This is a genomic window from Catellatospora sichuanensis, assembly GCF_007483665.1.
Classification (GTDB): domain Bacteria; phylum Actinomycetota; class Actinomycetes; order Mycobacteriales; family Micromonosporaceae; genus Catellatospora; species Catellatospora sichuanensis.
In genome coordinates, this window is record NZ_VIQO01000011.1 from 198885 (window position 1) to 225014 (window position 26130).

At 70.3% G+C, this 26130-nt stretch carries 23 protein-coding genes; 14 read left to right on the top strand and 9 right to left on the bottom strand.

Annotated features, from left to right (window positions below; genetic code table 11):
• The first annotated feature begins 103 nt into the window (after positions 1 to 103).
• From FLL47_RS22580 to secA2, 5 genes are all read left to right on the top strand, one after another.
• Positions 104 to 1456: a golvesin C-terminal-like domain-containing protein gene (locus tag FLL47_RS22580; RefSeq protein ID WP_144122555.1), complete on the top strand. Its 1353-nt coding sequence runs from the start codon at positions 104 to 106 to the stop codon at positions 1454 to 1456.
• Positions 1457 to 1582: 126 nt separating this feature from the next.
• Positions 1583 to 2800, top strand: coding sequence for an urease accessory protein UreH domain-containing protein (locus FLL47_RS22585; RefSeq protein ID WP_144122556.1), 1218 nt, complete (start codon positions 1583 to 1585; stop codon positions 2798 to 2800).
• Between the two features lie 64 nt (positions 2801 to 2864).
• Entirely contained in the window at positions 2865 to 3419 is a 555-nt protein-coding gene (locus FLL47_RS43055; RefSeq protein ID WP_186315845.1) for a hypothetical protein, read from the top strand.
• A gap of 57 nt (positions 3420 to 3476) precedes the next feature.
• Complete coding sequence (locus FLL47_RS22595; protein ID WP_144122557.1) at positions 3477 to 4295, top strand: hypothetical protein; 819 nt, start codon at positions 3477 to 3479, stop codon at positions 4293 to 4295.
• An 80-nt stretch (positions 4296 to 4375) separates the two neighbouring features.
• Positions 4376 to 6838 (top strand): accessory Sec system translocase SecA2, encoded by a 2463-nt coding sequence (secA2, locus tag FLL47_RS22600; protein ID WP_144122558.1) that lies wholly within the window; start codon positions 4376 to 4378, stop codon positions 6836 to 6838.
• Positions 6839 to 6995: 157 nt separating this feature from the next.
• On the opposite strand, the gene FLL47_RS22605 is transcribed toward secA2, so the two are convergent.
• Positions 6996 to 7766, bottom strand: coding sequence for an AAA family ATPase (locus FLL47_RS22605; RefSeq protein WP_144122559.1), 771 nt, complete (start codon positions 7764 to 7766; stop codon positions 6996 to 6998).
• Between the two features lie 92 nt (positions 7767 to 7858).
• On the opposite strand from FLL47_RS22605, the gene FLL47_RS22610 reads away from it, so the two are divergent.
• Together FLL47_RS22610 and FLL47_RS22615 are read left to right on the top strand one after the other, a co-directional pair.
• Positions 7859 to 8623 carry an alpha/beta fold hydrolase gene (locus FLL47_RS22610; protein ID WP_144122560.1) on the top strand — a complete coding sequence of 255 codons (765 nt, stop codon included), beginning with the start codon at positions 7859 to 7861 and terminating at the stop codon, positions 8621 to 8623.
• A 160-nt stretch (positions 8624 to 8783) separates the two neighbouring features.
• Complete coding sequence (locus FLL47_RS22615) at positions 8784 to 9893, top strand: ricin-type beta-trefoil lectin domain protein (protein ID WP_144122561.1); 1110 nt, start codon at positions 8784 to 8786, stop codon at positions 9891 to 9893.
• A gap of 95 nt (positions 9894 to 9988) precedes the next feature.
• Here the strand turns inward: FLL47_RS22615 and FLL47_RS22620 are convergent, their stop codons facing one another.
• Positions 9989 to 10888 (bottom strand): hypothetical protein, encoded by a 900-nt coding sequence (locus tag FLL47_RS22620; RefSeq protein ID WP_144122562.1) that lies wholly within the window; start codon positions 10886 to 10888, stop codon positions 9989 to 9991.
• A 59-nt stretch (positions 10889 to 10947) separates the two neighbouring features.
• Between FLL47_RS22620 and FLL47_RS44785 the strand changes: the two genes are divergently transcribed.
• From FLL47_RS44785 to FLL47_RS22630, 3 genes are all read left to right on the top strand, one after another.
• A complete protein-coding gene (locus FLL47_RS44785; RefSeq protein ID WP_342780347.1) occupies positions 10948 to 11346 on the top strand; it encodes an MFS transporter in 399 nt (132 codons plus the stop codon).
• A complete protein-coding gene (locus tag FLL47_RS22625; RefSeq protein WP_186315848.1) occupies positions 11298 to 12149 on the top strand; it encodes an MFS transporter in 852 nt (283 codons plus the stop codon). The genes FLL47_RS44785 and FLL47_RS22625 overlap by 49 nt, the downstream gene beginning before the upstream one ends.
• Before the next feature lie 64 nt (positions 12150 to 12213).
• Positions 12214 to 13125: a carbon-nitrogen hydrolase family protein gene (locus FLL47_RS22630; protein ID WP_144122564.1), complete on the top strand. Its 912-nt coding sequence runs from the start codon at positions 12214 to 12216 to the stop codon at positions 13123 to 13125.
• Between the two features lie 15 nt (positions 13126 to 13140).
• Here the strand turns inward: FLL47_RS22630 and FLL47_RS22635 are convergent, their stop codons facing one another.
• Entirely contained in the window at positions 13141 to 13386 is a 246-nt protein-coding gene (locus FLL47_RS22635) for a hypothetical protein (protein WP_144122565.1), read from the bottom strand.
• A 235-nt stretch (positions 13387 to 13621) separates the two neighbouring features.
• Positions 13622 to 14209 (bottom strand): DJ-1/PfpI family protein, encoded by a 588-nt coding sequence (locus tag FLL47_RS22640; RefSeq protein WP_144122566.1) that lies wholly within the window; start codon positions 14207 to 14209, stop codon positions 13622 to 13624.
• Positions 14210 to 14262: 53 nt separating this feature from the next.
• Between FLL47_RS22640 and FLL47_RS22645 the strand changes: the two genes are divergently transcribed.
• A complete protein-coding gene (locus FLL47_RS22645) occupies positions 14263 to 15207 on the top strand; it encodes a GlxA family transcriptional regulator (protein ID WP_144122567.1) in 945 nt (314 codons plus the stop codon).
• Between the two features lie 30 nt (positions 15208 to 15237).
• On the opposite strand, the gene FLL47_RS22650 is transcribed toward FLL47_RS22645, so the two are convergent.
• Entirely contained in the window at positions 15238 to 15762 is a 525-nt protein-coding gene (locus FLL47_RS22650; RefSeq protein WP_144122568.1) for a hypothetical protein, read from the bottom strand.
• A gap of 49 nt (positions 15763 to 15811) precedes the next feature.
• Positions 15812 to 16399: a hypothetical protein gene (locus tag FLL47_RS22655; protein WP_144122569.1), complete on the bottom strand. Its 588-nt coding sequence runs from the start codon at positions 16397 to 16399 to the stop codon at positions 15812 to 15814.
• A gap of 505 nt (positions 16400 to 16904) precedes the next feature.
• Between FLL47_RS22655 and FLL47_RS22660 the strand changes: the two genes are divergently transcribed.
• From FLL47_RS22660 to FLL47_RS22670, 3 genes are all read left to right on the top strand, one after another.
• Positions 16905 to 18275 carry an FAD-binding oxidoreductase gene (locus FLL47_RS22660; protein WP_144122570.1) on the top strand — a complete coding sequence of 457 codons (1371 nt, stop codon included), beginning with the start codon at positions 16905 to 16907 and terminating at the stop codon, positions 18273 to 18275.
• Between the two features lie 115 nt (positions 18276 to 18390).
• A complete protein-coding gene (locus FLL47_RS22665; protein ID WP_144122571.1) occupies positions 18391 to 19389 on the top strand; it encodes an ATP-binding cassette domain-containing protein in 999 nt (332 codons plus the stop codon).
• Positions 19386 to 20237, top strand: coding sequence for an ABC transporter permease (locus tag FLL47_RS22670; protein ID WP_144122572.1), 852 nt, complete (start codon positions 19386 to 19388; stop codon positions 20235 to 20237). Before FLL47_RS22665 ends, FLL47_RS22670 begins: the two co-directional genes overlap by 4 nt.
• Positions 20238 to 20239: 2 nt before the next feature.
• Here the strand turns inward: FLL47_RS22670 and FLL47_RS22675 are convergent, their stop codons facing one another.
• The 3 genes from FLL47_RS22675 to FLL47_RS22685 all read right to left on the bottom strand — a co-directional run bounded on the left by FLL47_RS22675 (position 20240) and on the right by FLL47_RS22685 (position 26128).
• Positions 20240 to 23386 carry an ATP-binding protein gene (locus FLL47_RS22675; protein ID WP_144122573.1) on the bottom strand — a complete coding sequence of 1049 codons (3147 nt, stop codon included), beginning with the start codon at positions 23384 to 23386 and terminating at the stop codon, positions 20240 to 20242.
• A 132-nt stretch (positions 23387 to 23518) separates the two neighbouring features.
• Positions 23519 to 24979 (bottom strand): glycoside hydrolase family 76 protein, encoded by a 1461-nt coding sequence (locus FLL47_RS22680; RefSeq protein WP_144122574.1) that lies wholly within the window; start codon positions 24977 to 24979, stop codon positions 23519 to 23521.
• 270 nt (positions 24980 to 25249) lie between these two features.
• Positions 25250 to 26128, bottom strand: coding sequence for a carbohydrate ABC transporter permease (locus tag FLL47_RS22685; RefSeq protein WP_425457751.1), 879 nt, complete (start codon positions 26126 to 26128; stop codon positions 25250 to 25252).
• Between the last annotated feature and the right edge of the window lie 2 nt (positions 26129 to 26130).

Consider the following 26130-nt stretch of genomic DNA (forward strand, 5'->3'; position numbering starts at 1 on the left):
CAGCGGTTCCGACCACCGGGAGCAGCACCGGTCAGGCCGTCACAGATCCATCTGCCTCGCCGCGCCCCGGTTCTGCCCCACCGACCGAGGAAGGAAGGAAGGAATGAGGATCACCAAGATCACCCGTGCTCTCGGTGCAACCCTTGCCGTGATCATGGCGACGGCCTTACCCGGCCCTGCAGCACCCGCGCAGGCGCTAGCCGCGGAGACCTTCACCATCGTGATGCTGCCCGACACCCAGTACGCCTCCGAGTACTGGCCCGAGGTGTACCGGGCGCAGATGCAGTGGGTGGACGACCAGCAGTCCGCCAGGAACATCAAGTACGTGCTGCACGTCGGTGACGTGGTCGACAACTCCGACCAGCTGGCCCAATGGAACAACAGCAAGAGCGCGATGGGTCTGCCCACCGACGACGTGCCCTACATCATCGGCCCGGGCAACCACGACCTCGATCCGGGCACCGCCTCAACGACCCGCACCACGACCAGGTACAACACCCACTATCCGCGATCCACGTTCACCGGGCTGCCGTCGTTCGGCGGGACATACCCCGCCAACCAGAACGACAACACCTACCACACGTTCAACGCGGGTGGCGTGGACTGGCTGGTGGTGGCCATGAAGTACGCGCCCAGCGCCGCCGAGATCACCTGGGCGAACTCGGTGGTGGCCGCGCACCCCAGCCACAACGCCATCCTGGTCACCCACGCCTACCAGAACGGCGTCACCAAGGACACCAACGGCAACAACCTGTGGACCAACCTGGTCAGCAAGCAGGCCAACTTCCGGTTCACGTTCTCCGGCCACTACGTCAACGCCGGTGTGATCACCCAGCAGGGCACGAAGGGCAACACCGTGCACCAGATCCAGGCCGACTATCAGAACGCCTCCCAGCGCGACCCCAACAGCTTCCTGCGCATCATGACGGTCGATCCGAACGCCAAGACCCTGGACGTCAAGACCTACTCCCCCTTCCTCAACACCTACAAGACCGACGCGGCGAACCAGTTCGTCCTCAGCAACATCAACCTGATCCCCCCGGCGTGGAACACCGTCGTCGACAACACGACCGCAGGCCGGTTCACCGCGAGCGCGAACTGGGGAACGTCGACCTACTCGACTCAGCGGTACGGCACGGACTACCGCTTCGCCGACCCCGTCTCCGCCAGCGATCCGGCCTGGTACAAGGTGAACATCCCGGAAACGGGCACCTATCAGGTAGCGGTCTGGTATTCGGCCAACGCCGGCTACAACAACGCGACTCCGTACATCGTCGTGACGCCGAGCGGCAACCAGACCGTGAACGTCAACCAGCGTGCCAACGGTGGCAAATGGGTCTCCCTCGGCAACTTCACGCTGGCCGCCGGTGACGAGAACAAGGTGGGCGTCAGCCGCTGGACCGCCGGGACCGGATACGTCATCGCCGACGCAGTGAAGATCACCCGCATCAGCTGAACAGCACCAACGCTGCAACGGCCGTGCAGGCGTACCACCCGGACGTGGGGGTGCGGCGGTCCCGCCGCACCCCCACGCGCCTTCCCGTCAACCGCGTGAGCCAACAACCGCCACGGAGTGTGTCTCGTGATCCCCGCGATCCTGCTCAGCGCGGCCATCGCCGCCCACCCGCTGACCCCGTTCTCGGTCGATCAGCTTGTCGAAGTGACGCTGCACCCGGATCGCGTCGACGTCGTCGCCGTGCTCGACGTCGGCGAAGTGGCGGCGAAGCAGCTCACGCCCGACTGCGCCGCCTTCGCCGCCAAGCTGGAGGCCCGCATCGGGCAAGTGCCCCTGCAGTGGACCGTCCAGTCGCAGGAGTTGACGCGGCAAGGCGCTGCGGGCTCGGAAACCAGCCGGGTCACCTGTCGCCTGTCGGCCCCGGCCGACCTGGTCGCATCGGCGACCGTCTCGGTGGCGAACGGGTACCTGACGGATCGGGTCGGCGCCAACCAGATCGTGATGGCCGGCGCAGGCGTCTCGCTGCCGACGAGCCTGCCGCCCTACGAGCGGTCGGCGCAACTGACGTTGCAGCCCGAAGTCGATGCCACGGCAGCCGTCGCAGCCGGTGCCGCCCCCGCGCCGCAGCGCAGCTGGTTGCAGCGCGGTGAGGCTTGGCTCGCCGACGCCATCGGAGACCCGTCCCCGCAGGTCCTGCTGCTCGCCGTGCTCTTCGCAGCGCTACTGGGCGCCGCGCACGCGGCACTTCCCGGGCATGGCAAGACCGTGATGGCCCTGTACATGGCGGGACGGCAGGGGCGGCGACGAGACGCGGTCATCGTCGGCGGCACCGTCACGCTCACCCACACCGCCGGCGTACTGATCCTCGGCATCGCCACCACCGCGTTCGCCGGCCTGGCCGCCGAATCCGTGCTCAGCTGGCTGGGCGTGGCCAGCGGCGTCCTGATCACCGTCGTGGGAGTCGGCATCCTCGTCAGCGGTCTGCGCCACCGGCATGCCCACCACCACGACACAGCGCATCACCATCATCATCACCACCACCACGACGGTCGCCGCAGCAGCCTTGCCGCCCTCGGCGTCGCCGGTGGCCTCGTGCCCAGCCCCACGGCACTGGTCGTCCTGCTCGGCGCGGCCGCGCTGGGTCGCCTCTGGTTCGGCATCATCCTGATCGTCGTGTACGGCTTGGGGATGGCGGCCATGCTGACCGCCGCGGGACTGCTGCTGCTGCGGGTGCGCGACCGCTGGGCATGGCTCGGCCGCCTGACCGTGCCGGCGGAGGCGACCGCATCGGTCATCATCGTGGTGGGATTCGGCCTGGCCACCCGCGCCGCGTTCGCTCTCTGAGCCCGATCCGTCCCGCCGGGGACCATGTCCCGCCCGGGCAGCCGAGCGGGCAGAAGGAGATTCCATGCGACTCGCCACAGGCCGATTTCTCGGCACCGTGCTGGTAGGTCTCACGCTGGCGGGAGCATCCGCTTGCGGGCAGGCCACACCGCCCGCCGCGGTCGGCCCGACCACGCCCGTCGACCCGACCACGCCCACGGCTGCCGCCGCGACCGCGGGAGCGGGCGCTTCCGCCGGCTCGACCGCGCCTGCCGGAACGCGCGATCCGAAGACCGCCCCCGCGTGCGACGCGGTGACGAAGGCTCGCAGGACCGCCCTCGACGCGCTCGTGCCGGTGGCTGCGGCCCTCGGCCGGGGCGGGCTCTCGCGGGATGATCTCGCCAAGGCCACCAATGACCTGAACGCGGTCTACACCGCCATGCACCTGGGCGTGGCCGGTGCCGCAGACCTCACCGTCGACCCGCAGCTCAAGGCGAAGATCTCCGCGTACCAACTGGCGGTGGAGCATGCGATCGTCGCCGTCGAAGGGTCCGACGGGGAACAGGCGAAGCTCAAAGCCGTGATCGAGTTGCCCGCGCTGCGTAGCGCAGAGAAGGCCGTCATGGCAGCCTGCACCTGACGACGGGAGAGGGCGCGAATGATCGAGTGGCTTGACGATGTCTGGTCGCGGACACACGTGGTGCAGATCGTCGAAGGCGGCGAGGACGGCGGTCCGCTCCCCGGCCGTACGGTGCTGGCCGAGCTGCGGGACTCGGCCTCGGTCGACGCGGCGAGAACGCTGACCACGACGGGTCGCTTCACCCACGACGTCTGCCGCTGCCACGGCGGTCCCACCGTCGTTCTCCGCGACGTGGCGGGGCAGGTGCTTGCCTGCGCCAGTCTTCATGGGCACGGCTCAGTCAGTTGGGAGCGGTCGCGGTTCCGCAACGACCTCGTCATGGCGGAACCTGCTGCACTCCCCCTGTTCCTGGCCGGGCAGGGTGTCCCCGACCAGCTGACGACGTTCTTGGCGCCGCTGGCCGACCTGTTGGACCTGCACGAGGGACACGAGCAGTTCCGGCCCGCCGGAGAGGCAGGCGAGCGTCGGCTGACCGATCACGGCGTGCCCGATGTGCTGCGTCCGGTATTGACGACCGTCACCGGCCGGCAAGCCGGCGACCTGTCAGCCGAGCAGGTCGACGGCATCCGCCGAATGCTCGCAGCCACGACACCCGCGCCCGTCGAGCGGGCGGCGATCCTGCTGTCGTGGCTCGGCCGGCTCTCCATCCCGGCTGAGGCCCTCTGGGGCGAAGGCGTGCTGGTGCGGCAGTTGCTCGCCGATCTCCACCGGTCCGACGTCGTGCGTGCGGCGTCCGGAACGCAAACCGGACACGTCGCGATGGGTGTGGTCAACCTGGCCATGCACACGGTCGACGACGGCACGCTCGCCAAGGCCGTCGGTCCGACTCTGCGTCGACTGTTCCTGTCGGCGTCCGTGGCCGACGGCGCGAGGTAGTCATACTGCCGGACCAGGCGATCGTCCGCTGACCCGGAGGCCGAGCCACCGAATCGCCGCGGAGGACGTACCTTTGCGGCATGGGTTTGGGTGGTCGGTTGAAACAGAAGCTGCGCACGTTCATGGAGCGCCCGGGTACGACGGTCAGTCTGGACCGTTATAAGGCGATTCTGCCGAGGATCCGGGATCTGGAGGACGAGCTCGCCGCATTGACCGACGCGGAGTTCACCGAGCGTGCGGTGGCGCTGCGGGAGTCCGTCTGCGGGACGGGCGAGGACACGCCGCCGGTCACCATGGCCGAGCCGCTGCCCATCGGCGAGGAGGACCTGGCCGAGATCTGCGCGCTGGGCCGCGAGGCCGGTCGCCGCGCCCTCGGCGAGCGCGCCTTCGACGTGCAGCTGCTCGGGGCGATGGCGATGCTGCAGGGCAACGTCGTGGAGATGGCCACCGGCGAGGGCAAGACACTGGCCGCGGTCATCGCCGCCTACGGCTATGTCGTGCGCGGCTCCCGGGTGCAGGTGCTGACCGTCAACGACTACCTCGCCGACCGCGACGCGCGTTGGATGGGCCCCGCGTACCGGCTGCTCGGCCTGACCGTCGACGCCGTCGGGGAGGGCGCCGCCCACGACGAGCGCGCGGCCGCGTACCGCTGCGACGTCACCTACGTGTCGGTGAGCGAGGCGGGTTTCGACTTCCTGCGTGACCAGATGGTGCTGCGCGCCGAGGACGCGGTCATGCCCGGCCTGTACACCGTGATCATCGACGAGGCGGACTCGATCCTGATCGACGAGGCCCGGGTGCCGCTGGTGGTGGCCGGCAGCCTCGCCGACGCCGCGTCGGACGCGAGCGCCGCGGCGCTGCTGGTGGCGGCGATGCGGCCGGGCCGTGACTACGAGGTGATCGACGACGGCCGCAACGTGCAGCTCACCGACGCCGGCGCGGCGATGGTGGAGCGCGCGAGCGGCGGCATCCACCTCTACGCCCAGGAGCACCTGCCCAAGCTCACCGCGGTCAACCAGGCGCTGCACGCGCGGGCGCTGCTGGCCGTGGACGTGGACTACATCGTCAAGGACGGCCGGATCGCGCTGGTCGACGAGTTCCGGGGCCGGGTCGCCCGCCGCCGCCGCTGGCCCGACGGGCTGCAGGCGGCGGTCGAGGCCAAGGAGGGACTCACGGCGACGGACGAGGGCGAGATCCTGGCCACGATCACCGTGCAGGCGTTCATCGCGCTCTACCCCACCGTCGCCGGGATGACCGGCACCGCGTCCAGCATCGGCGACGAGCTCCGCGAGTTCTACCGGCTCGAGGTCGCGGTCATCCCGCCGAACACGCCCAACGTCCGGACCGACGAGCCGGACCGGGTGTACGCGACGATCGAGGAGAAGGAAGAGGCGCTGATGGCCGAGGTGGCCGCGGCGCACGAGACGCGACGGCCGGTGCTGGTCGGCACGCTGGACGTGGCCGAGTCGGAGCGGCTCGCGGCGGCCCTGCAGGACCACGGCATCACGTGCGCGGTGCTCAACGCCAAGAACGATGCGCATGAGGCCGCGGTCATCGCCGAGGCCGGCGGGCTCGGCGCGGTCACCGTGTCCACGCAGATGGCCGGCCGGGGCACCGACATCCGGCTGGGCGGCAGCGACGGCCAGGACAGGGAGGCGGTGGCCGAACTCGGCGGCCTCTACGTCCTCGGGGCTGGCCGCCACGACAGCCGCCGGGTCGACGACCAGTTGCGCGGCCGGGCGGGACGGCAGGGCGACCCGGGCGGCTCGATGTTCTTCGTCAGCCGCGAGGACGAGCTGATCGTGCGGCACGGCGACGGGATCGGCGGAACGACCGCCGGGGACGGGCGGGTGACCGGCCCGGCCGTGCACTGGGCCGTGGGGCACGCGCAGCGCGTCGCCGAGGGGGTCGACTTCGAGATCCACCGCAACACCTGGCGCTACGGCGTACTGGTCGAGAAGCAACGCCAGGTGCTCGCGCAGCGCCGCAAGGCGCTGCTGACCACCGATGCCGCGGCGGAGCTGCTGCGCGGCGACCAGACGCGCTTCCCGGCCGATCCCGACGTGGTCGCGGCCGGGCTGTGGGACGACGCCGAAACGGACGACCTGGCCGACGACGAGCCGGACATGGTCCCGGTTGCGGAGCGGTACGCCGAGGTCGTCGCCGCGATCGGCGAGCAGGCGACCGAGGAGGTCGCCCGGCAGATCGCGCTTTACCACCTGGACCGCGGCTGGGCCGACCACCTCGGCATGCTGGCCGACGTGCGCGATGGCGTGCATCTGCGCGCGCTGGGCCGCCAGGATCCGCTGGACGAGTTCCACCGGGTGGCGGTGCCCGCGTTCAGCCGGCTGCTGACCGGTGTCGAGGCGAGCACGGCGGAGACGTTCATGGCCGCGAGGATCGAGAGCCCGGACTGGACGCCTGCCGAGGCGGGTCTGGAGCGTCCGAGCGCCACGTGGACGTACATGGTGCACGACAACCCGTTCGGCTCGGAGATCGAACGCCTGATCTCCGGCATGGCCAAGGCACTGCTGGGCCGCTGACGGGGCCCGTTCCCCGGTCGGTGCGGCCGCCACCTGGCGGCCGCACCGATACCTGAGTCCTCCTGGACCTGGCATGACCACTCGTGCGGTGCCGTGTACAGCAGGCGCGTATCCGATCCGCCGGTGGGGCCAGACATTCGGGTGCGGCCCGGCGGGCTCACTCCCAGCCTTGTCCCGCCTCGGCCCATAGGTCCCGCTGAATGGATCCGGGCTGCTTCCCCAACCATGTGGTGATCTGGTGGGCCAGGTCCTCCGGAGCAGCCGCCGACGACACCAGCCGTAGGGCTTGAGCAGAATACGGAAAGACTTCCGCACGCTTGCGCACAAGCTGTTCGTCGAGATCCGTGGCTTGACGCCGTCTTCGGAAACGCTGGACGGCGTCGTCGGGAAGAACCTCGAACTCCACAATCCACAATGGTGCCCCCGGAACGTCCGCCAATGCCTTCAGCAGGCTGGCACGCTGTTCGAGTCGGCTGTACGTGCACTCGAGCAGCGGAGTCTGCCCGCGCTCGAGGACCATGCGAGCGAGTGCGTGCGCCGCGTGATAGGCGAACATCCGGTCGTTCCGGTTTCGGTCCGACCCGGGAAGCAGCAGCGAGCACAGGGCGTCGACCTCCAGGTGGACTCCGCGACCGCGCAACCAGTCAGCAGCGAGCACCTTGCCCACCGAAGACTTGCCGGCGCAAGGGGGGCCGGTCAGGACCAGAACTCCGTTGTCCGTCACGGCTCGTCGACTCACGGCACCCGTGGCCCGACATGCGGCCACAGGTTGCGGAGCTCGTACCTTCTCATTCGACCTCGCGATCTTGACGATGGGACGGGGAACTCTGCTTACCAGAGCACCCACGGGCGGCTCAACACCAGGTCGTCCGGCAGGATCGACGGGGCATGTGCGCCACGCGTCGAACAGGCGACACGCGCGCGCCACGCCCCTGAGGTGTTTCCGTCGTCCCGCTCCCGACTTCTAGACTGATCCGCCCGACGTCCCGGCGTCACCTTTCGATCGGCGAGGGAGCTCCCATGTCAGCCGTTGCCCTTCCGCACGACGTGTACGGCTCCGGTCCGCACCACGTCGCCGTCCTGCACGGCTGGTTCGGCGACCGCCAGGCCTTCGCGAAGGTCGTGCCCTATCTCGACGGCGACGCCTTCACCTACGTCTTCCCCGACTACCGCGGCTACGGCCAGGCCCGCGACCTCGCCGGGGAGTACAGCATTGCCGAGATCGCCGGTGACGTGATCGCCCTGGCCGACAAGCTCGGCTGGGACGACTTCTCCCTGGTCGGGCACTCCATGGGCGGCAGTGTCATCCAGCGGGTCATGCTCGATGCGCCCGGCCGGGTACGCAAGCTGGTCGGTGTCAATCCCGTGCCCGCGTCCGGTGTGCCTTTCGACGAGCAGGGCTGGGCGTTGTTCTCCGGCGCCGCCGACGAGCCGGGCAACCGGCGGGCGATCATCGATTTCTCCACGGGCGGCAGGCTGCCCGCGGCGTGGCTGAACGAGATGGTGGCCAAGTCGCTCGGCAACTCCAACGTCGAGGCGTTCCGCGCCTACCTGCCCGCCTGGGCACGCACCGACTTCCACGCCGAGGTCGCCGGCAACACCACGCCCGCCCTCGTCGTCGCCGGGGGGCAGGATCCGGCGCTGTCCGCCGACGTCATGCGCGCCACCTGGCTGCAGTTCTACCCGAACGCCGAGCTGAGCGTCCTGGCCGACGCCGGGCACTACCCCATGGAGGAGACGCCCCTGGCCCTCGTGGCAGTGGTCGAAAACTTCCTCAGGTCCTGACCGGGTAGGCGCACGCCACGTGTGTGCGCCATGACCGGGCAATCCGCGGAACCTCTTGACACACCCATCGACACGGATCAAACTCTGGCTTTGACAATCTTGTCAGCGTGGACGGCGCCACGCGAGCCCGAACGTCCAGACCCGGTCGAAGGGACTGCCCATGCGCCGAAATCTCAGCAGGCCTCTGGCATTCACCGCCGCGCTCGCCGCCTGCGCCCTGACCCTCCTGCCGGCCGCACCGGCGCACGCCGAGTCCAACGGCGGGGTCCGGGTCATGCCGCTCGGCGACTCCATCACCGACGGGTTCAACGTGCCCGGTGGCTACCGCGTCAACCTCTGGCAGCGCATGGCGGCCGACGGGCGCACCGTCGACCTCGTCGGCTCAGGCTTCAACGGCCCCGCCGGCCTCGGCGACCACGACCACGAAGGACACTCCGGCTGGCGCATCGACCAGATCGACACCAACATCGTCAACTGGATGCGCACGTACGCACCACGGACCGTCCTGCTGCACATCGGCACCAACGACATCGGCCAGAATTACGACCTACCCAACGCACCTGCCCGGCTGTCGGCCCTCATCGACAAGATCCGCCTGCTGGCGCCGCAGGTCGAGTTGTTCGTCGCCCAGCTCATCCCGCGCAGCAACCCGACCGAGGAGGCGCGCTCGCAGGTGTTCAACGCCGCGGTCCCGGGCATCGTCGCGCAGAAGGGTCCCCGCACCCACCTGGTCGACATGCACTCCGCCCTCACCCTCGCCGACCTCGCCGACGGGCTGCACCCGAACCAGACCGGCTACGACAAGATGGCCGCCAAGTGGTACACGGCGCTGCAATCGGTGCCCGGCAGCCTCACCACCGTCACCGTGCCGCCGGTCGGCTCGGCTGTCCTACTGTCCAATCCCCTGTCCCGTCGTTGCCTGGACGACTCCGGCACCGGCACCGCGGGGCCCGGTTCCCAGGTGCTCCTGTGGGACTGCCACGGCAACGCCAACCAGCGCTGGACCCGCACCGCGGTCGGTGAGCTGCGGATCTACGGCGATCGGTGCCTCGACGTCAACGGCAACGGCACCGCCGACGGCACGAAGATCCAGATCTGGCCCTGCAATGGCACCAGCGCGCAGCGTTTCACCGTCAACACCGACGGCACCATCGTCGGCGCCGGCTCGGGCAAGTGCGTCGACGCCAAGTCCAGCGGCACCGCCAACGGCACCATCGTCCACCTTTGGACCTGCAACGGCACCGGCGCGCAGCGCTGGTTCGTGCGGTGACCCGTGGGTGAGGGCGCGCCTGGTGCGCGCCCTCACCCACGGCACCGGCCGACATCGAACCTGACACCGAGCCCGCGCCTGGTGCAGGCGGCGGTTCACCACACCGACCCGGCCGGGGACGTGACCGTGTGGGCGGGCGGCAGACTCCGTCGCCGGTGGCGAGCCACCATCGCGAGGAGCCCGAACGCCGGCACGCCGCCCAGAAGTAGCGGGACGATCACATTGGCTCCCAGGTCGGCGTGGTCGCCGGATGGGGACGGGCCGACGACCGCCGTCACCAGAAGCGTCGCCGCGACGCTGCCGACCGTGAGCAGACCTGCGACGATCAGCGTCGCCGTCGTCTCCCGCCGCGCAACCACGCTCACCAGCGCCGCTGTCACCACACCCACCGTCGACGCCGAAGCCAGCATGACATCGACCCGTGTGTCGTATGCGAGAGCATCGAACTCGAGCACGCCGAGAACCGACGGGCCATACGCCTTCGCATTCGCGCTTACCAGCATCAGGATCCAGAGCACGACTGCGCCCATGACCGCACCCCACGCCAGTACTCGGGCCGATGCGGCACGCACACCGACGATCAAGCTCGTGACGGCGCCGAGCGCCAGGCCCACGATCGCGGCCTGGGCGGCCGAAACCGACGCCTGGTCGACGAGGCTGAGATGCTTTGCGCTACCTGCCTGCTCCATCAGGTAAGGCACAACCGTGCCGGCGCCCGACGCCGCCGTCACCGCCACGATCCAACGCGGCCGGGAGCTGGGATCCCGGAAAGCCGACCGAGCCAGCAACACGGCCACAATGACCGCCGTCGCGCAGAACCACAGCACGTTGCGGTAGTTGTCCAGCCAGTCGTTGTCTGCGCCCGCGTCGAACCGGCGATCGAAGTCCAGCACGCCGAACCCGACAGCGGCCAACAGCTGGGCCCAAGCCAGCGCCGCGCCGAGGGCCGCGGCCGTCAGGACGAACCATACAGACGTATCGCGCCGCGTGGTCATGGACCGAAGGTTAGTAATCATCGCTACGCAGCGTCAACGGCGCACCACAGGACACCGGCATCGCGGTCAACCGGATGGGCGCCTTCCTCGCCATCTTCCTCATCCTCTACCTGACCAGCCTGGGCATCGGCCCCGCCGCGGCGGGTGTGGTGCTCACCCTGTACGGCACGGGTTCCATCGCCGGTGTGTTCACCGGCGGCCTGCTGTCGGACCGGATCGGGCCCCGGCAGGTCATCGTGGCGTCGACGCTGCTGTCCAGCGTGGCCGTGGCCGCGATCGCGTTCGAGCGGGACTACGTCTGGCTGATGGTGACGAGCCTGGCGGCGGGGGTCCTGACTGCCGCCTACCGGCCGGCCGGCGCGGCGATGCTGGCCGAGCTGACCCGCTGCACCGCCTGGTCACCACGACCGTGGCGAGCCGACTCGGCCTCAACGTGGGCGCCACCATCGGGCCGCTGATCGGCGCCTGGCTGGCGACCCACTCGTACACCGCGGTCTTCCTGGTCAACGCCGGGACCGCGCTCACCTTCGGGCTGGTCACCATCTTCCTGCTGCCCGACGTACGGGCCAGCGGGCAGCCGCGCCCCGAGCCCGCCACCGGCGAGCAGCCGGCCGCAGGCCCGGTCGAGACGCGGCCCACCGCCAAAACCTCCCGCGCCCGTGGGCTGCTGAGCGACCGCCGGTACCTCGCCGTACTGGTCGCGATGTGCGCCACCGCCCTCGCCGAGGTGCAGTACCAGGTCATCCTGCCGCTGCATCTGGAGTCTCAGGGGCACCCGGTGACGCTCTACGGCACCATCATCGCGATCAACGGGGCGCTCGTCATCGGCCTGGAGCTGACCCTGACCCGAGCGGTGCAGCGGTTGCCGATCCGGACCGCCATCGCCGCCGGATCCCTCTGCATCGGGCTCGGCCTGGCTGTGTTCGGCTTCGGCGGGCCGATCTGGGTCTTCGTCGTGGGTGCGCTCATCTGGACCTTCGGCGAGATCGTCAACGCCCCGTCGTTGAACGCGTATCCGGCCATGGCCGCCCCGGTGGAGCTGCGCGGCCGGTACATCGGCGCGCTCTCGGCGATGCAGTCCGCCGGGTACGCGTTCGGCCCGCTCATCGGCACCACGCTGTTCCAGTACTTCGGGCCCGCTGCCTGGGCGTCCTGCGCCGTACTCGGCGTGATCGCCTGCGGTGCCCTCTGGTACGGCGTGCAGAACCGCTTCGCCGCCGTCGCCCCGCCACTGGAGGACAAAGCACTGGCGACGGCCTGACCTGCCGTCGGGAAGCCCGAACCGCCTGGCGGGATTCGCGCGGTTCGGAGTGTAACGTCCGGGTGTGAGCATCCCCGCGGCTGTTACCCGTGCCCGCACCCAGGCCGTCCCGCCCACCCCGGTGAGCCTGCGGGACGTGCCGGCGGCCTCGATATCGGTGGCCGCCGGGCAGGCCGGGGTGGCGCAGCTGGAGGTCGCGACGAACGTGGGCACCGCCGCGCGCCTCGTCCGACGGGCCGCGGACGCCGGGGCCGCGCTGCTCGTCCTGCCGGAGCTGTTCCTCACCGGCTACCACCTCGCCCGGATCTCCGGGCAGCCGCAACAGCACACGCTGCGCCCCGACGACCCCCGCCTGGACGAGCTCGCCGCCGTCTGCGCTCAGACGCGCACAAGCGCCGTCGTCGGCGCACCGGCAACAGACCCCGAGCGCGGCACGCTGCACATCTCGGCGTTCGTCATCGGCCCCGACGGCCGGCTCCGCGGACGGTACGACAAGCAGCACCTCGACGCCGCGGAACTGACCGCCGGGTTCGCTCCCGGCGCGACCGGATGCACGCTGACCCTCGGCGGGTGGCGGCTCGGGCTCGGCATCTGCTGGGACTCCAGCTTCCCGGAGCACGCGCGGGCCGCCGCGCTCGACGGCTGTCAGGCGTACCTCGTTCTGGCGCTGTTCGACCGCGGGGCCGGGGTGCGCAAGCGCGCCCTGCTGTGCCCGGCCCGCGCCTGGGACAACGCCGGCTACGTGGTCGCGGCCAACCACTGCGGCAGCACCGGTCCGTACGAAGGCTGCGGCGGCAGCGGCGGCTGGGCCCCCGACGGCACACTGCTCGCCGACGCCGGTCAAGACGATCCGGGGCTTGCCGTCGTGCCGTTGAAGCCAGCGGCCGTGGCCGAGGCCCGCCGGGGTGACCTGACGCTGGACGCCCCGTCGCTGGACGCCCGGCCCGGCCCCCGCGCGCTGGTCAGCCTCGACTGAGGCGTGACCCGGCGGTCAGGCGCAGCCCGCCTCGACGGCCTGCGGGAAGGGCCGGGTGAGCGCCTGCTGCCAGGTCTCCTCCAGCGGCTGCGGCGGCACCACCGCCGACCAGAGCCCGTGCACCTGCGCTCCGCGCAGCACCTTGCCCTGGTAGCTGCCGGCGCCGAGGGCCACCGCTTTCATGCCGTTCGCGACCGCGTGCCGGATCGCCATTTTGGTGACGCCGAAGAACGAGCGTGCCGGCTTTCCCGACCGATCCACGTGATCTTATCGCAATGCCTGGTCGCGCCACCGGGAGTCGCATATCAGACTCCTCAACACCCGCGCGGCATAAGTGAGAACACGAGGTCCCGTCTGGTGTTCACCGGGCGCCGAAAGGCCGTTCACATGACGGAACACCGGTTCCCGAAAGAGCGCCGGCGAGTCGGCCGAGTTTGATCGCGGACGGGTCGGTGAGGTCCGGCATGGCCGGTTTCCGGCGCGGCGCCCGCGACGGCTACCGTGCGCCCGCGTGCCAGACCCGGGCCGTTCGCGGGTAGCCGATCACGGCGGCGACGCGGTCGGCGGTGGCCGTGCCCAGCTCACGTTCGGTGATCCACAGGCCCAGATCGAGCCCGGCAGTAAGCGCACCAGCGGTGATGCGGTCACCCGCGTCGACGACGCGTTCGGCCACGACGTCCACGCCGTAGGCACGCAACTCGTCGTACGCACCGCTGTTGGTCGTCGCCGGACGGCCGGTCAGCACACCGGCGGCGGCCAGCAGCAGTCCCCCGGTGCACACCGACGCCATCCAGCGTGTCGAGGGTGCCAGCGCGGCCAGCCTGGCGGTAAGCCCGCCGCGCTGCGCCTGCGCCCAAGCGCCCTCCGGCGCCCGGTTGAGCCATCCGCCGCCGGGAACGATGACCCCGTCGGCCCGCCCCAGCACGGTGGGTACGTGCAGGCTGACGCCGCGCATGCTGGTCACCGAACCGGCTTGATCGGCGGTGACCAGCTCCACGGTCAATCCCGCCATGGACAACACCTCGAACGGCCCGAACACGTCGAGTTCGTCGAAGCCGTCGAAGACCACCATCTCGATTCGCATGTGGACCAGGATGTCGTCCCGTCCACACGACAGCGAGTGGCATGCTTGCCGCCATGCGTAAGAAAGCTGCCACGCATCACGTCGTCGTGCTCGCCATGCCGTCGGTGGTGGCCTTCGACCTGACCATCGCGACACACGTGTTCGGCCACGAGGGGCACGGCCGGTACGCCGTCACGATCTGCTCGCCGGAGCCGGGAGCCTCGGCCACCACGACATCCGGCCTGTGCCTGAGCATCGAGGCGGGCCTCGACGCGATGGCCGACGCCGACACCGTCATCGTGCCGGGATTCGCCCGGGGGCCTGCACCGCGGCGGGCGCTGGACGCCCTGAATCTCGCCTACCGGCGCGGCGCGCGGATCGCATCGATCTGCACCGGCGCGTTCGCGTTGGCGCAGGCGGGCCTGCTCGACGGTCGGCGCGCGACGACCCACTGGTTTCACGCCGATGCGCTGGCCCGCGAGCACCCCCGGGTGAAGGTCGACGCGAACGCCCTGTACATCGACGAGGGCCAGGTGCTCACCAGCGCCGGGCTGGCCGCCGGCCTGGACCTGTGCCTCTACCTCATCGGATGCGACCATGGCCGGTCGGCGGCCGTACTCCGGGCGCGGCACATGGTCACCCCGCTGCACCGCGCCGGCGGCCAGGCGCAGTTCATCCCCTCGGACGCGTCCGCCGATGGCGGGGACCTCGCCCATGTCACCGCCTGGGCCTGCGCCAACCTGCACCTGCCCATCACCGTCGCGGATCTGGCCCGCAAGGGCATGCGGTCGTCCCGCACCCTGCATCGCGGTTTCCGGACGTCGTTCGGGATGAGTCCGCGGGCGTGGTTGATCCTGCAGCGCCTGCGCGCCGCCTGCACCATGCTGGAAAACCCGGACATCACCGTCGACGAGGTCGCCCGGCGTAGCGGACTGGGCACGGCCACGAACCTGCGGATGCACTTCCATCGGGCGTTCGCCACCACGCCCACCGACTACCGGCGGGCGTTCACGCCCTGACGGCACCGGCGCGGATTTCGCGACAAGGCCTCATGCGACGGCTTCGGCGCGGACCGCGGTCCGCCTGAAGAACGGCGCGACCGTACGGACGATGAAGACGCCACTCACGACGGTCAGCGTCAGGGCGACCGGCATGACGTGCTCCGCCTGCCATTCGAAATCGCCCGCTGTGATCTGCTGCTGAGTGAAGCCGAACAAGTCCCCCGGAAGCAACGACGCCGGGTACCACAGCGGGGCATACCGGTACGGCACCGGCACTCCGCCGTCGAGCACCCAGTAGCCCGCGACGTCGTAGATCAACCAGCTGTCCACCACGACCGCCACATCGACCGCCACCAGCGCACCGAGCAGCAGCGACGCGGCCCCGACGCCGCGGTGCCCGGCCCGCAGCAACGCGAGCCCGCCGACGGCGACCAGGCCGAGGACCAGCGCCCAGGTTGCCGCGGTCGCCAATTCGAGCAAAAGGTATTCGGGGCGCAGGCCGTGCGCGAGCACGACCGCGAAGATCGCGGCGATGAGCCACAGGAAGGCAAGCCGCACGATCATGGTCCTCATGAGGCGACGGTACGGTCATCGCCGTCGACCCGCCAGACCTGTCGACAGGTCAGCGCCGGTAGCACCGCCAGGCGTACGCGTCGTCCGGATCGGCAGTCTGGGCATACGCACCCTTGCCATAGGTGTCGGCGCAGGCGACGTCCATGTCGACGATTCTCACGAACAGCAGCAGCTTGACGCATTGCCAGCGGCCGTCTGCGCGCGGCCCCGCCAGGGCGCCGTTCCCATGATCTACGCAGTACTCTTCCGCCAGATCTGCCACACCGGCCTTTCCGGACGGACCGAGCAGCACCGGACCGGGAGTCCGCGACGCGCTTGCCGGACGCGTGGGCGTGGGCCGCGGTGCGGCGAGGGTGGGCTCGGGCTCCGGCGCGGTGGTAGGCGGGGCGGAAGGCAGCACCGAGCCGACGGTCGGCTCCGCCGCACCCATCGACCAGCGGCTGTCCGGCACCGTGTCGGACGGCCGCGACGACGGCGAGGAGTCGTCGTCTCCGCCGGAGAACAACGGCTGGATGCAGAGCAGCAGACCCAACGTCGTAGCGGCGAACAACCACCACCGTCGACGGCGGATACGTCGCCGCTCACGATCCGGTTGCAGCGCGGATCCGTCCAGGTGCCCTTCGTCGGCTGCGGTCACCCGATCTGCCACGTGCTCCGTCCTCCTCGCAACGCTGCGACGCCTGGCCGTACGACCCCATGACGCCCGCCTGAGGCCTGCGTGAAGCGTCAGGTCCGTGGCACGGAGGCGTCACTTTCCTTCATCAGGTTCGTGATCAACGCACATAATGGGCAACTGCTCGCCTCTGCGCAACCTGGGCCACCACTCGGTCGAGCCACAGCACCTCGTGCAGCACCCGCGAACCGGCCGGCCTCATCGGCGATGCGGTAGTGCTCCAGCAGCGTCGAGATCGTCTCGCCGAGAGGAATCGGACCGCGAACCGTCCGCGGTGACCGTATAAGATCATAGATATATCGTCGTGGTCCGGCCGCATGGTGTACTCACCGACGGCCGTGACCGTCAAGGAGGTGTCGGATGGTCCCCCAGCCCATCGCCGGGCGGGCGCGGCCCGCACCGCGGGTCACGCTGACCGACATCTCCGCCGACGAGCGCCACCTGCCCGCCCTCGACGGTTGACGCCGCCATGACCGGTTCCGTCGATCTGACGTCCCTGGTGGCCGCGCTGCCCGCCGGCTGCGTCATCGTGGACCCGGACCGCATGGACACGTACCGGTGGGACCGCGCCAATGATCCTCACGCAGGTGTACCTCTCGCGGTCGTCCGAGCCGCATCCACCGAGGACGTGCAGGCCGCGGTCAGGTTCGCGGCCGCACACCGCATCGCCGTGGTGCCGCGCGGTGCCGGATCGGGCCTGTCCGGCGGATCCTCGGCCGTGGACGGATGCCTGGTCGTTTCGACCGAACTCATGCGCAAGATCACCGTCGACCCGACGTCCCGCACCGCCGTCGTGGAGCCGGGTCTGTTCAACGCCGAGGTCAAGGCCGCGGCCGCCGAGCACGGGCTGTGGTATCCACCCGACCCGTCCTCGTACGAGTTCTGCTCGATCGGCGGCAACGTCGCCACCAACGCCGGTGGCCTGTGCTGCGTCAAGTACGGCGTGACGAGCGACTACGTCCTGGGACTCACGGTCGTGCTCGCCGACGGCACCGCAGTCGAACTGGGCGGCCCACGGCTCAAGGACGTCGCCGGGCTGTCGCTGACCAAGTTGTTCATCGGCAGCGAGGGAACGCTCGGCATCATCACCCGAATCGTGCTGCGCCTCATCCCGGCCCAGCGGCCGCGGGCCACCCTGGTCGCCACCTTCACCTCCCTCGACGACGCGACGCGCACCGTCCTGGACGTCACCCGCGGCATGCGCCCGTCCATGCTCGAGTTCATGGACCGAACGTCGATCAACGCCGTCGAAGACCTCACCAGGATGGGCCTTGATCGCAATGCCGAGGCCATGCTCGTCATCCAGTCCGACGAGCCTGCACCGCACGCGGCCGCGGAGATCGGCCAGATCAGCGATTTCTGCCAGGCCAACCACGCCGTCGAGGTGTTCTCCACCGACGACCAGGAGACCGGCGAGGCGTTTACGGTGGCCCGGCGCATGGCGATACCGGCGGTCGAGAAAAAGGGCTCGCTGCTGCTGGAGGACGTCGGCGTCCCGGTGCCCGAACTCGGCGCGCTGGTGCGCGGCATAGCGGCGATCTCCCGGGCCCACGACGTCACGATCGCCGTCATCGCGCACGCCGGTGACGGCAACACGCACCCGCTGATCGTGTTCGACCCCATGGACGCCGATCAGTCGGCGCGCGCCCATCGGGCCTACGCGGAGGTGATGGACCTCGCCATCGCCTTGGGCGGCACGATCACCGGCGAACACGGCGTCGGCCGCCTCAAGAAGGCCTGGCTACCCGGCTACCTCGGTCAGGATGCCCTCGAACTCAACCGACGGGTCAAGAACGCACTCGACCCGCTGGGAATCCTGAACCCAGGCGCCATCTTCTGATCGCCAGAGCCGCGCGAGCTCGCGAAATGCGGTGAAACCGCGGTGTAGGCGCGGTGGAACCGGCGCGGTGGAAGCTGTTTCTCGACCGGTTGACGCCGGTCGTGAAGGAGCGAACATGAAGCACATTCCCGCGGTCCACGCGGAGGGCCTGGTGAAGTCCTTCGGTGACTTCCGTGCCGTCGACGGGGTCGACCTGCACGTCGACCAGGGTGAGATCTACGGCGTGCTCGGCCCCAATGGCGCCGGCAAGACCACCATGCTCAAGATGCTGGCCACCCTCCTGCCCATCGACGGGGGCCGGGCCGAGATCTTCGGCGTGGACGTGCGCCGCGACCCGCACCGCACCAGGCAGCTGCTCGGTGTCACCGGCCAGTACGCGTCCGTGGACGAGAACCTGACCGCGAACGAGAATCTGTGGTTGTTCGGCCGCCTGCAGGGGGTGTCCAGCCGGACGTCGCGCGCCACGGCGGCCCAGTTGCTGGAGCAGTTCGGCCTGCAGGAGGCGGCGAACAAGCCGATCTCGCAGTTCAGCGGCGGTATGCGGCGGCGCCTCGACCTGGCCGCCAGCTTGATCACCCGCCCGCCGCTGATCTTCCTGGACGAGCCGACCACGGGACTGGACCCGCGTACCCGTGGACAGATGTGGGACACCATCCGCGAGCTGGTCGCGGGCGGCTGCACGGTGCTGCTGACCACGCAGTACCTGGACGAGGCCGACCAGCTCGCCGACCGGATCGCGGTCATCGACCGCGGCCGCAAGGTCGCCGAGGGCACCCCCGACGAGCTCAAGGCGTCGGTGGGCAACTCGACGCTGCGGCTGCGGCTGACCGACGGCGCCGACCAGGCGGTCGCGGCCGAGGTCGTGCGGCGCCTGCTCGGTGAGGATCCGGTGCTCAGCCCGGAGTCGGGGCGGATGAACGTGGCCCTGGCCACCGCGGACCGGGCCGCGGACGTGCTCATCAGCCTGCGCGAGGCGGGCATCGGCATCACCTCGGTGAGTGTCGACGCGCCGACCCTCGACGAGGTGTTCCTGGCTCTCACCGGGCACGACACCGGCGACAGCTCCGACCCGTCCGCGGCCGCGGACAAGCGCCAGCTAGAGGTGGCCCGATGACCCTGCAGATGACCCAGCCGGCCCCGGCGGCGACGCCGCGGCGGCTGACCCCGGGAGACGTCGCCGCCCGTACGACGTCGCACAACAGCCTGCGCGAGACGCTGAGCCAGACGATGTCGATGGCGTGGCGGGCGACCAAGAAGATGCGCCGCAACCCGGAGCAGTTCTTCGATGTCACCATCCAGCCGCTGCTGTTCACGGCGATGTTCGCGTACCTGCTCGGGGGTGGCCTGTCCGGCAGCGTGGAGGCCTACCTGCCGCTGGTGATCCCGGGCATCCTGGCGCAGACCGCTTTGACGGCCTGCATGGCCACCGGCGTGCAGCTGCGCGAGGACATGGAGAAGGGGGTGTTCGACCGGTTCAAGTCGTTGCCGATGGCCCGGATCGCGCCGCTGGCCGGTCCCATGATCGCTGACCTGCTGCGGTACGCGATCGCCTCGACGCTGACCTTCGTCACCGGTATCGCGATGGGCTACCGCCCCGGTGGCGGGGTGGCCGGTGTGGCGATGGCGATCGTGCTCACGATGATCGCCGGTTGGTCACTGGCCTGGGTGTTCACCTGGGTCGGCACGCTGGCCCGCAGCGCGCAGAGCGTCCAGGGCATCTCCATGATGATCATGTTTCCGTTGACGTTCATGTCCAACGCGCTGGTCCCGGTCGAGACCCTGCCCGGCTGGCTCGCCGCGTTCGTGAAGGTCAACCCGGTGTCATACATCGTCACCGCGACCCGCGACCTGGCCAACGACGGCCAGATCACCGGGCACGTCGGCTGGGCGCTGGTGGCCTGTGCGGCCGTCATCGCCATCTTCGCGCCGCTGTCGGTACGCAGCTACAAGCGCCACCTATGAGGTCAGCCGGCCCCGATCCGCTCCACCAGGCTGCGCGCCTCGTCGAGCAGGTCGGGGCCGCGCCGGTCGCCGTACTCGGCAGCCAACGCGGCCAGCAGCCCCGGCGCGCGCTCCTCGGCGTGGACAACGATCCGCGCCCAGGCCAACGTGGGCATGCTCCGGTTGTACGCGAAACGGTCCGCCAGCGCGATCAGCCGCACCGCGTCCTGGACGGGCAGGGCTCCGCGCAGCAGTCCCCACGCACCGAGCGCGAACAGCACCAGCCCACAGACCGGATAGTCCAGGTAGGGATGGTCGGGGTCGAGCACCTGCAACGCCTGGTCACGGTCCCGCGCGAACAACGCGGCACCGATCGGGTCATCGGCCGGCGCGTAGTAGGCGTGTGCGGCCAGACTTGTCGCCTCGGCGACCAGCACCCACGGCTCCAGCCCCGTCGCCGCGACGGACGGGATCCGCAGCTCCCGCACCCGCACGCACGCCGATCGGTAGCCGGCCAACCCGGCCTCGACGTCACCGCGGGCCAGGGCCAGCTCGGCCCTGCCCAGATCGAAGGAGAGCCGGCCGGCCAGGGCTCCCTCGGACTCCGTCGCGTCGCCGAGGCCGGCGAGCTGGCCGGCGGCGGCGTCGACATCACCCTCGGAGATCATCACCAGGGCGAGCAGCGAACGCAGCTGGATGGCGTCATCGCGGGCACCGAGCCGGTCGAGCACCGGCAACGCGACGTGCGCATGGACCGCCGCTTCTCTGCCCCGGCCGAGCTGCATCGCGAGCTGCGCGGCCATGGTGTGCATGATCGCCTGCGACCAGGGGCCCACCGTGTCGTCCGCGAGCTGCAAGCCGCGCTCGGCGGCGTCCATCGCCGCGTCCGGATCGCCCATGTTCTCCAAGGCCTGGCTCAGCCACGGCAACGCCAGGGCAGCGATCTCACGGTCCGGGGAGGCGGCATGCGCACGTAGCTGGTGGAGATAGCCGTCGGCCGAGCGTGGATCGATGTCGGTCAGCATGGTGACCATCGCGGAGATCCACGGATCGTGCTCGCCCGGCCCGATCGCCCGCAAGGTGGCCCGCAGCAGGTCGGAATGAGGCGAATTGGCGATCAGGGAACCGTTGAGGGTCATCGCGATCGCCATCCGGGTGGCGTCGGCGAGATCCGGCGGAGGCGTCCAGCCGTCCACCGCGTTCGCCGCCGCTTCGATGAGAACCAGCAGGCGGGGGTGTTCACCCAGAATGATCCAGTATCCGGCCAGGGCGGCGAGGATCTGCACCGTCGCCGCCGGGTCCGGCGCGGCGAAGGTCCGGCGGAGCACGTCGGAGAGGTTCGTCTCCTCGGGGCGGATGGCGTCGACGACGTCGAACTGCCTCGGGCTGAACAGGGCGCGGGCGTGCCGCGCGGAGTAGGCGACCGCCCAGGCACGCTGGGCCTGCTCGGCCGCGTCGTCCTCACCGGCGTCGACCAGCTGCATCCGGCCGAACTCGCGTACGGTCTCCAGCATCCGGTAGCGCACGCCGCCGGGACCGGTCTCCACGACGGTCAGCAACGACTGGTCCGCCAGATCGTGAACTGCCGAGAGCGCGTCGTCGCCGAGCATCGCCTCCGCGGCGGCGAGGGTGAATCCGTCGTGGAACACCGACAGCCAGCGCAGGGCCCTGCGCTCCCGTTCGGCGAGCAGGTTCCAGGACCAGTCGATGACGGCCAGCAGCGTCTGATGCCGGTCGGGTGCGCTGCGGTCCCCGCCGCGCAGCAACGCGAACCGGTTCTCCAGGCGGCGGGCGATGTCCGCGACGGCCATCACGCGTACCTTCGCCGCCGCCAGTTCGATGGCGAGCGGGAGCCCGTCGAGACGCTCGACGATCTCGGCCACCACCTCGTCCGCGCCGGCGAGGTGCACGTCCGGTCGGGCAGCCACGGCCCGCTGCCGGAACAGCTCGGCCGCGTCCTTGGTGTCCAGCTCCGCCAGCAGGTAGACCTGTTCGGCGGCGATGGCCAGCGGCGCCCTGGTGGTGGTGAGTATTCGCAGCTCACGGGTGGTCGCGGCAAGGTAGGCGACGAGGTCGGCGACAGCGGCGACGATGTGCTCGCAGTTGTCCAGGATCAGCAGGCTCGGCGCCTGGTCGAGGTAGCGCGCGATCCGGGCCCGTACGTCGGCCCGCTGCTCCGAGGTGAGGGCGCGCCGGCCGCTGACCGAGTCCCGTACGCCCAGCGCCGACCCGATCTCGCCGACGAGGTCGTCGGGTGCGGTGACGCCGACGAGCTCGACGAAATGCACCACCGGGGCCGGGTACTCCCGGCCGAGCACATGGGCCAGCCGGGTCTTGCCCAGTCCTCCCGGTCCGACGATGGACACCACCCGGAAGGCGGCCAGCGACGCCTTCAGCCGACGGATGTCGGCTGCGCGGCCGAGCAGAGTGGTCGCCTCATAACGCACGCCCGCACGGACCGGGCTGTCCTGGACGAGCAGCTCGCTGTGGACGCGGCGCAGGTCCGGGCCGGGGTCGGCGCCGATGCGGTCACGCAGGTCCGCACGGTAGGTCTCGTATCGGCTCAACGCGGCACCGGTGCCGCGGACCGCCGCCTCGCTGCGCAGCAGGTCCGCCAGCAGTGCCTCGTCGGCGGGGTTCGCGGCCCATGCCTCGGTCAGGGCGGGCAGCGCAGCGGCGTACTCGCCGAGCCTGGCCCTGGCCCTGGCCAGCAGCAGCCGGGCCTGCTCAAGGTCGTGTTCGGCCTCGCGCCGCAGCGAAGCGAGCGGACCGTGGCCGTCGCCGGCGGCGACCGCGCCGAGCGCAACGGCCGCAGCGGCCAGGTCGGCTGCGCGTGCCGGGTCGGACTCGAACGCGGACCGGGCCGCGGCGAGCCGGTCCGCGAGCACCTGTGTGTCCACCTGCGACCGGTCGATGCCCAGGCGGTAGCCGTCGCCGTCGCGAACCACCGAGTCCGGCCCGTGCGCCGTCCTCGTCCGCGAGACCAGCACCTGAAGTGCTTTGAGTGGATTGGCGGGGACGTCCTCTTCCCAGATGAGGTCGACCAGACGCGGGGAACCGACCGTCCGTCCGGCAGCGGCGAGCGCGGCCAGGAGCGCTTGCGGCCGCTCGCCCAGCACCGGCTCGCCGTCCCAGCGCACCGTTTCCAGCAGCGACAGGGTGATCGGCACCCGCCAAGTCTAGGAGCCCGTTGAACAGCGAGGTCAGCGGGTCGGGCAAGGGTCGAGAGGCGGGGCACGGAGCCACCCGGCAGGATCCGGGCCGGGGCCCGGCCGGCAGTGCGCCGGCCGGGCCCCAGGCTGTCACGGCGCGGCGTTCATCAGGTCGAGCGCGCTGTGCTGGCGGGCGGCGTCGGTGGTGTCGACGGGCCCGGCCCAGCGCAGGCCGTAGGTGTCCAGCGCGGTCCGGTCGCGGGCGTAGGCCGTGTCGGCCTGCAGCCGCAGGTAGGCGTCGTACGGGTGGTCGGTCAGCAGGGCGTTGAGCTGGCCGAGGCCGCGCACGTGTGCGCCCTTGAACGAGGTGCCGTCGGCGCCGCAGTTCCCGCTCTCGCAGGGGTCGCGCAGGATGCCGCCGGAGTGCAGCTGCGGGGTGGTGGTGGCGGCGTTGGCGAGCTGGCGGGCCCGGGTCAGCAAAGCCGCGTCGCCGGTCGCACGGTGCAGCTCGGTCAGGCCGGCCAGCAGCACGCCCTGGTTGTACGACCACACCGTAGAGCCGTTGTTGCGGCAGGTGGACAGGCTGATGCCGTCGTTCACCAGGTTCGAGCTGTTGATCATTCCGGTGTTCTGGAACCAGGTCCATTCCTGCTGGGCGCGCTGCAGGTAGACCGTGTCGCCTGGGATGCGGTTGTGCAGTGCCGCGCTGACCTGCAGGTAGAGGCTGTTGGCGATGGCCGCCTTGTAGGTGCGCGCGGTGCTCCACCAGATGCCGCCGCCGCAGGTGCCGTCCCAGTACGCGGCCATGTGGTCGGCCGCCACCCGGGCGGTGTTCAGGTAGCGGCTCTCCCCCGTCAGGTCGTACGCCGAGATCCAGGCCATCGCCCACCAGCCGGTGTCGTCGAGGTACTCGTTGCGGAACTGACCCAGGCGGCTGTTGACGTTGCGGTCGTAGGTGTTGGCGATGGCGTAGCGGTAACTGCCCATGCCCGTGACCCGGATGTTGTCGATGACGGCCGTGAGCGCGTTGGCGCTGTTCCACCAGCCGGTCGTGTCGAACAGGCCGGTGCCGTTGTGGTAGCTCATCATCAGCCCGGTCGCGGCGGCGGTGCGCCGGTTGCCGGCGTTCCAGGTGGTGCGGGCCCAGGCGGTGCAGACGGTCTCAGGCCGGTCACCGGCTTTGCCGCAGGCGCGCAGCGCGCCGACGGCGTTGGTGCTCCACTGGTCGACATTGTACATCGGGGTGCGCGCGGTGCGGCTGCCCCCGGGTGTGGTGGCCAGGCCCAGGCGGCTGTCGGTGACGGTGCGCCCGCCGTTGAACGAGCGGTCCAGCCATACCTGGTCGCCGGGGTTGCCGTTGGCGATGACGCCCCAGGACATGGCGTCGGTGTCGTTGAAGTGCAGGCTGATCTGGCGGCCGTAGATGGTCACGGTGAGCGGGACCCGGTCGGTGGGCGCGAGCGCCGCGTCGCGCCCGTCGCAGTAGCGGTTGCAGATGACGGCCAGGGGCGCGGCACCGGTCGGTGCGGCGGTGGCGGGTGCCGCGACGCCGAGTGCGGCGAGCAGCGAGGTCGCCGACAGCGCGGCGAGCCTGGGCAGGGAGCGGGACATTGCGGACACTGTTCCTCCAGGGAGAGCGGAGCAACGTGTACGGGCGTCTGACGGCAGCCCTCAACACACAGCGGCGTGCCTGGTCAGCGATCGGACAACGTTGCCATGTCCAAGTCGGCCCGGCACGCCGTTGCCCGGCGACTGCCACCCTATGATTGTCAAGTTCAAATGTCTAGATGTTTACGCGAGATCGACAAAACTTCTCGACGTTTCAACAAAAGCGGTGGGGCGGTGCCGGGGCGGCGCGGTGGCCGCCCCGGCGTGACCACGTCAGCTCTTGATCGCGCCGGCCATCAGGCCGCCGATGAACCACCTGCCGAGCAGCACGTACACCACCAGCGTGGGCAGCGACGTGATCAGCGCACCGGCCATCGATGCCGCATAGTCGGGCGACTGCGCACCCGCCAGCGCGTTGAGCGCGATGGTGATCGGGCCGTTGCGGGTGTTGGACAGGAAGATCGCGAACAGGTAGTCGTTCCACGACGAGGTGAACTGCCAGATGACCGTCACGACGAAGGCCGGCCCGGAGAGCGGCAGGATCAGCATCCGGAACGTGCGCAGCAGTCCCGCACCGTCCACCCGTCCGGCCTCGATCAGTTCGACCGGCACCGTGGTGGCGTAGTAGTTGCGGAAGATCAGGGTGCAGATCGGGATGCCGTAGACCACGTGCACGAAGATCAGCGTCGGGATGCCCCCGGGCAGTCCGATGAACTGCACCACCTCGCGCAGCGGGATCATGACCGCCTGGTACGGGATGAACATGCCGAACAGGATCAGGGTGAACACCACGTCGGCGCCGGGAAAGCGCCAGCGCGACAGCACGAAGCCGTTGGCCGCGCCGATGATCGAGGAGATCAGCGCGACCGGGATCGCCAGCTCGAAGGTGCGCAGGAACGACGGCCCGAGCGCGGTCCAGGCCTTCTCCCAGGACGCGGTGGTCCACACCTCGGGCAGGCTCCACTGGCCGTCGACGCCGATCTCCCGGCCAGACTTGAAGCTGGTGACGATGAGCACGTACAGGGGCATCAGCACGATCAGCAGGAACAGCAGCAGCAGCGCGTGCCGCACGAGCTGGCCGACGGGTGACGGCCTTGCCTTCCGGCCGCCCGCTGCCGGGGCGGGTCCGCTGCGGACCTCGTCGGGCGCCATGG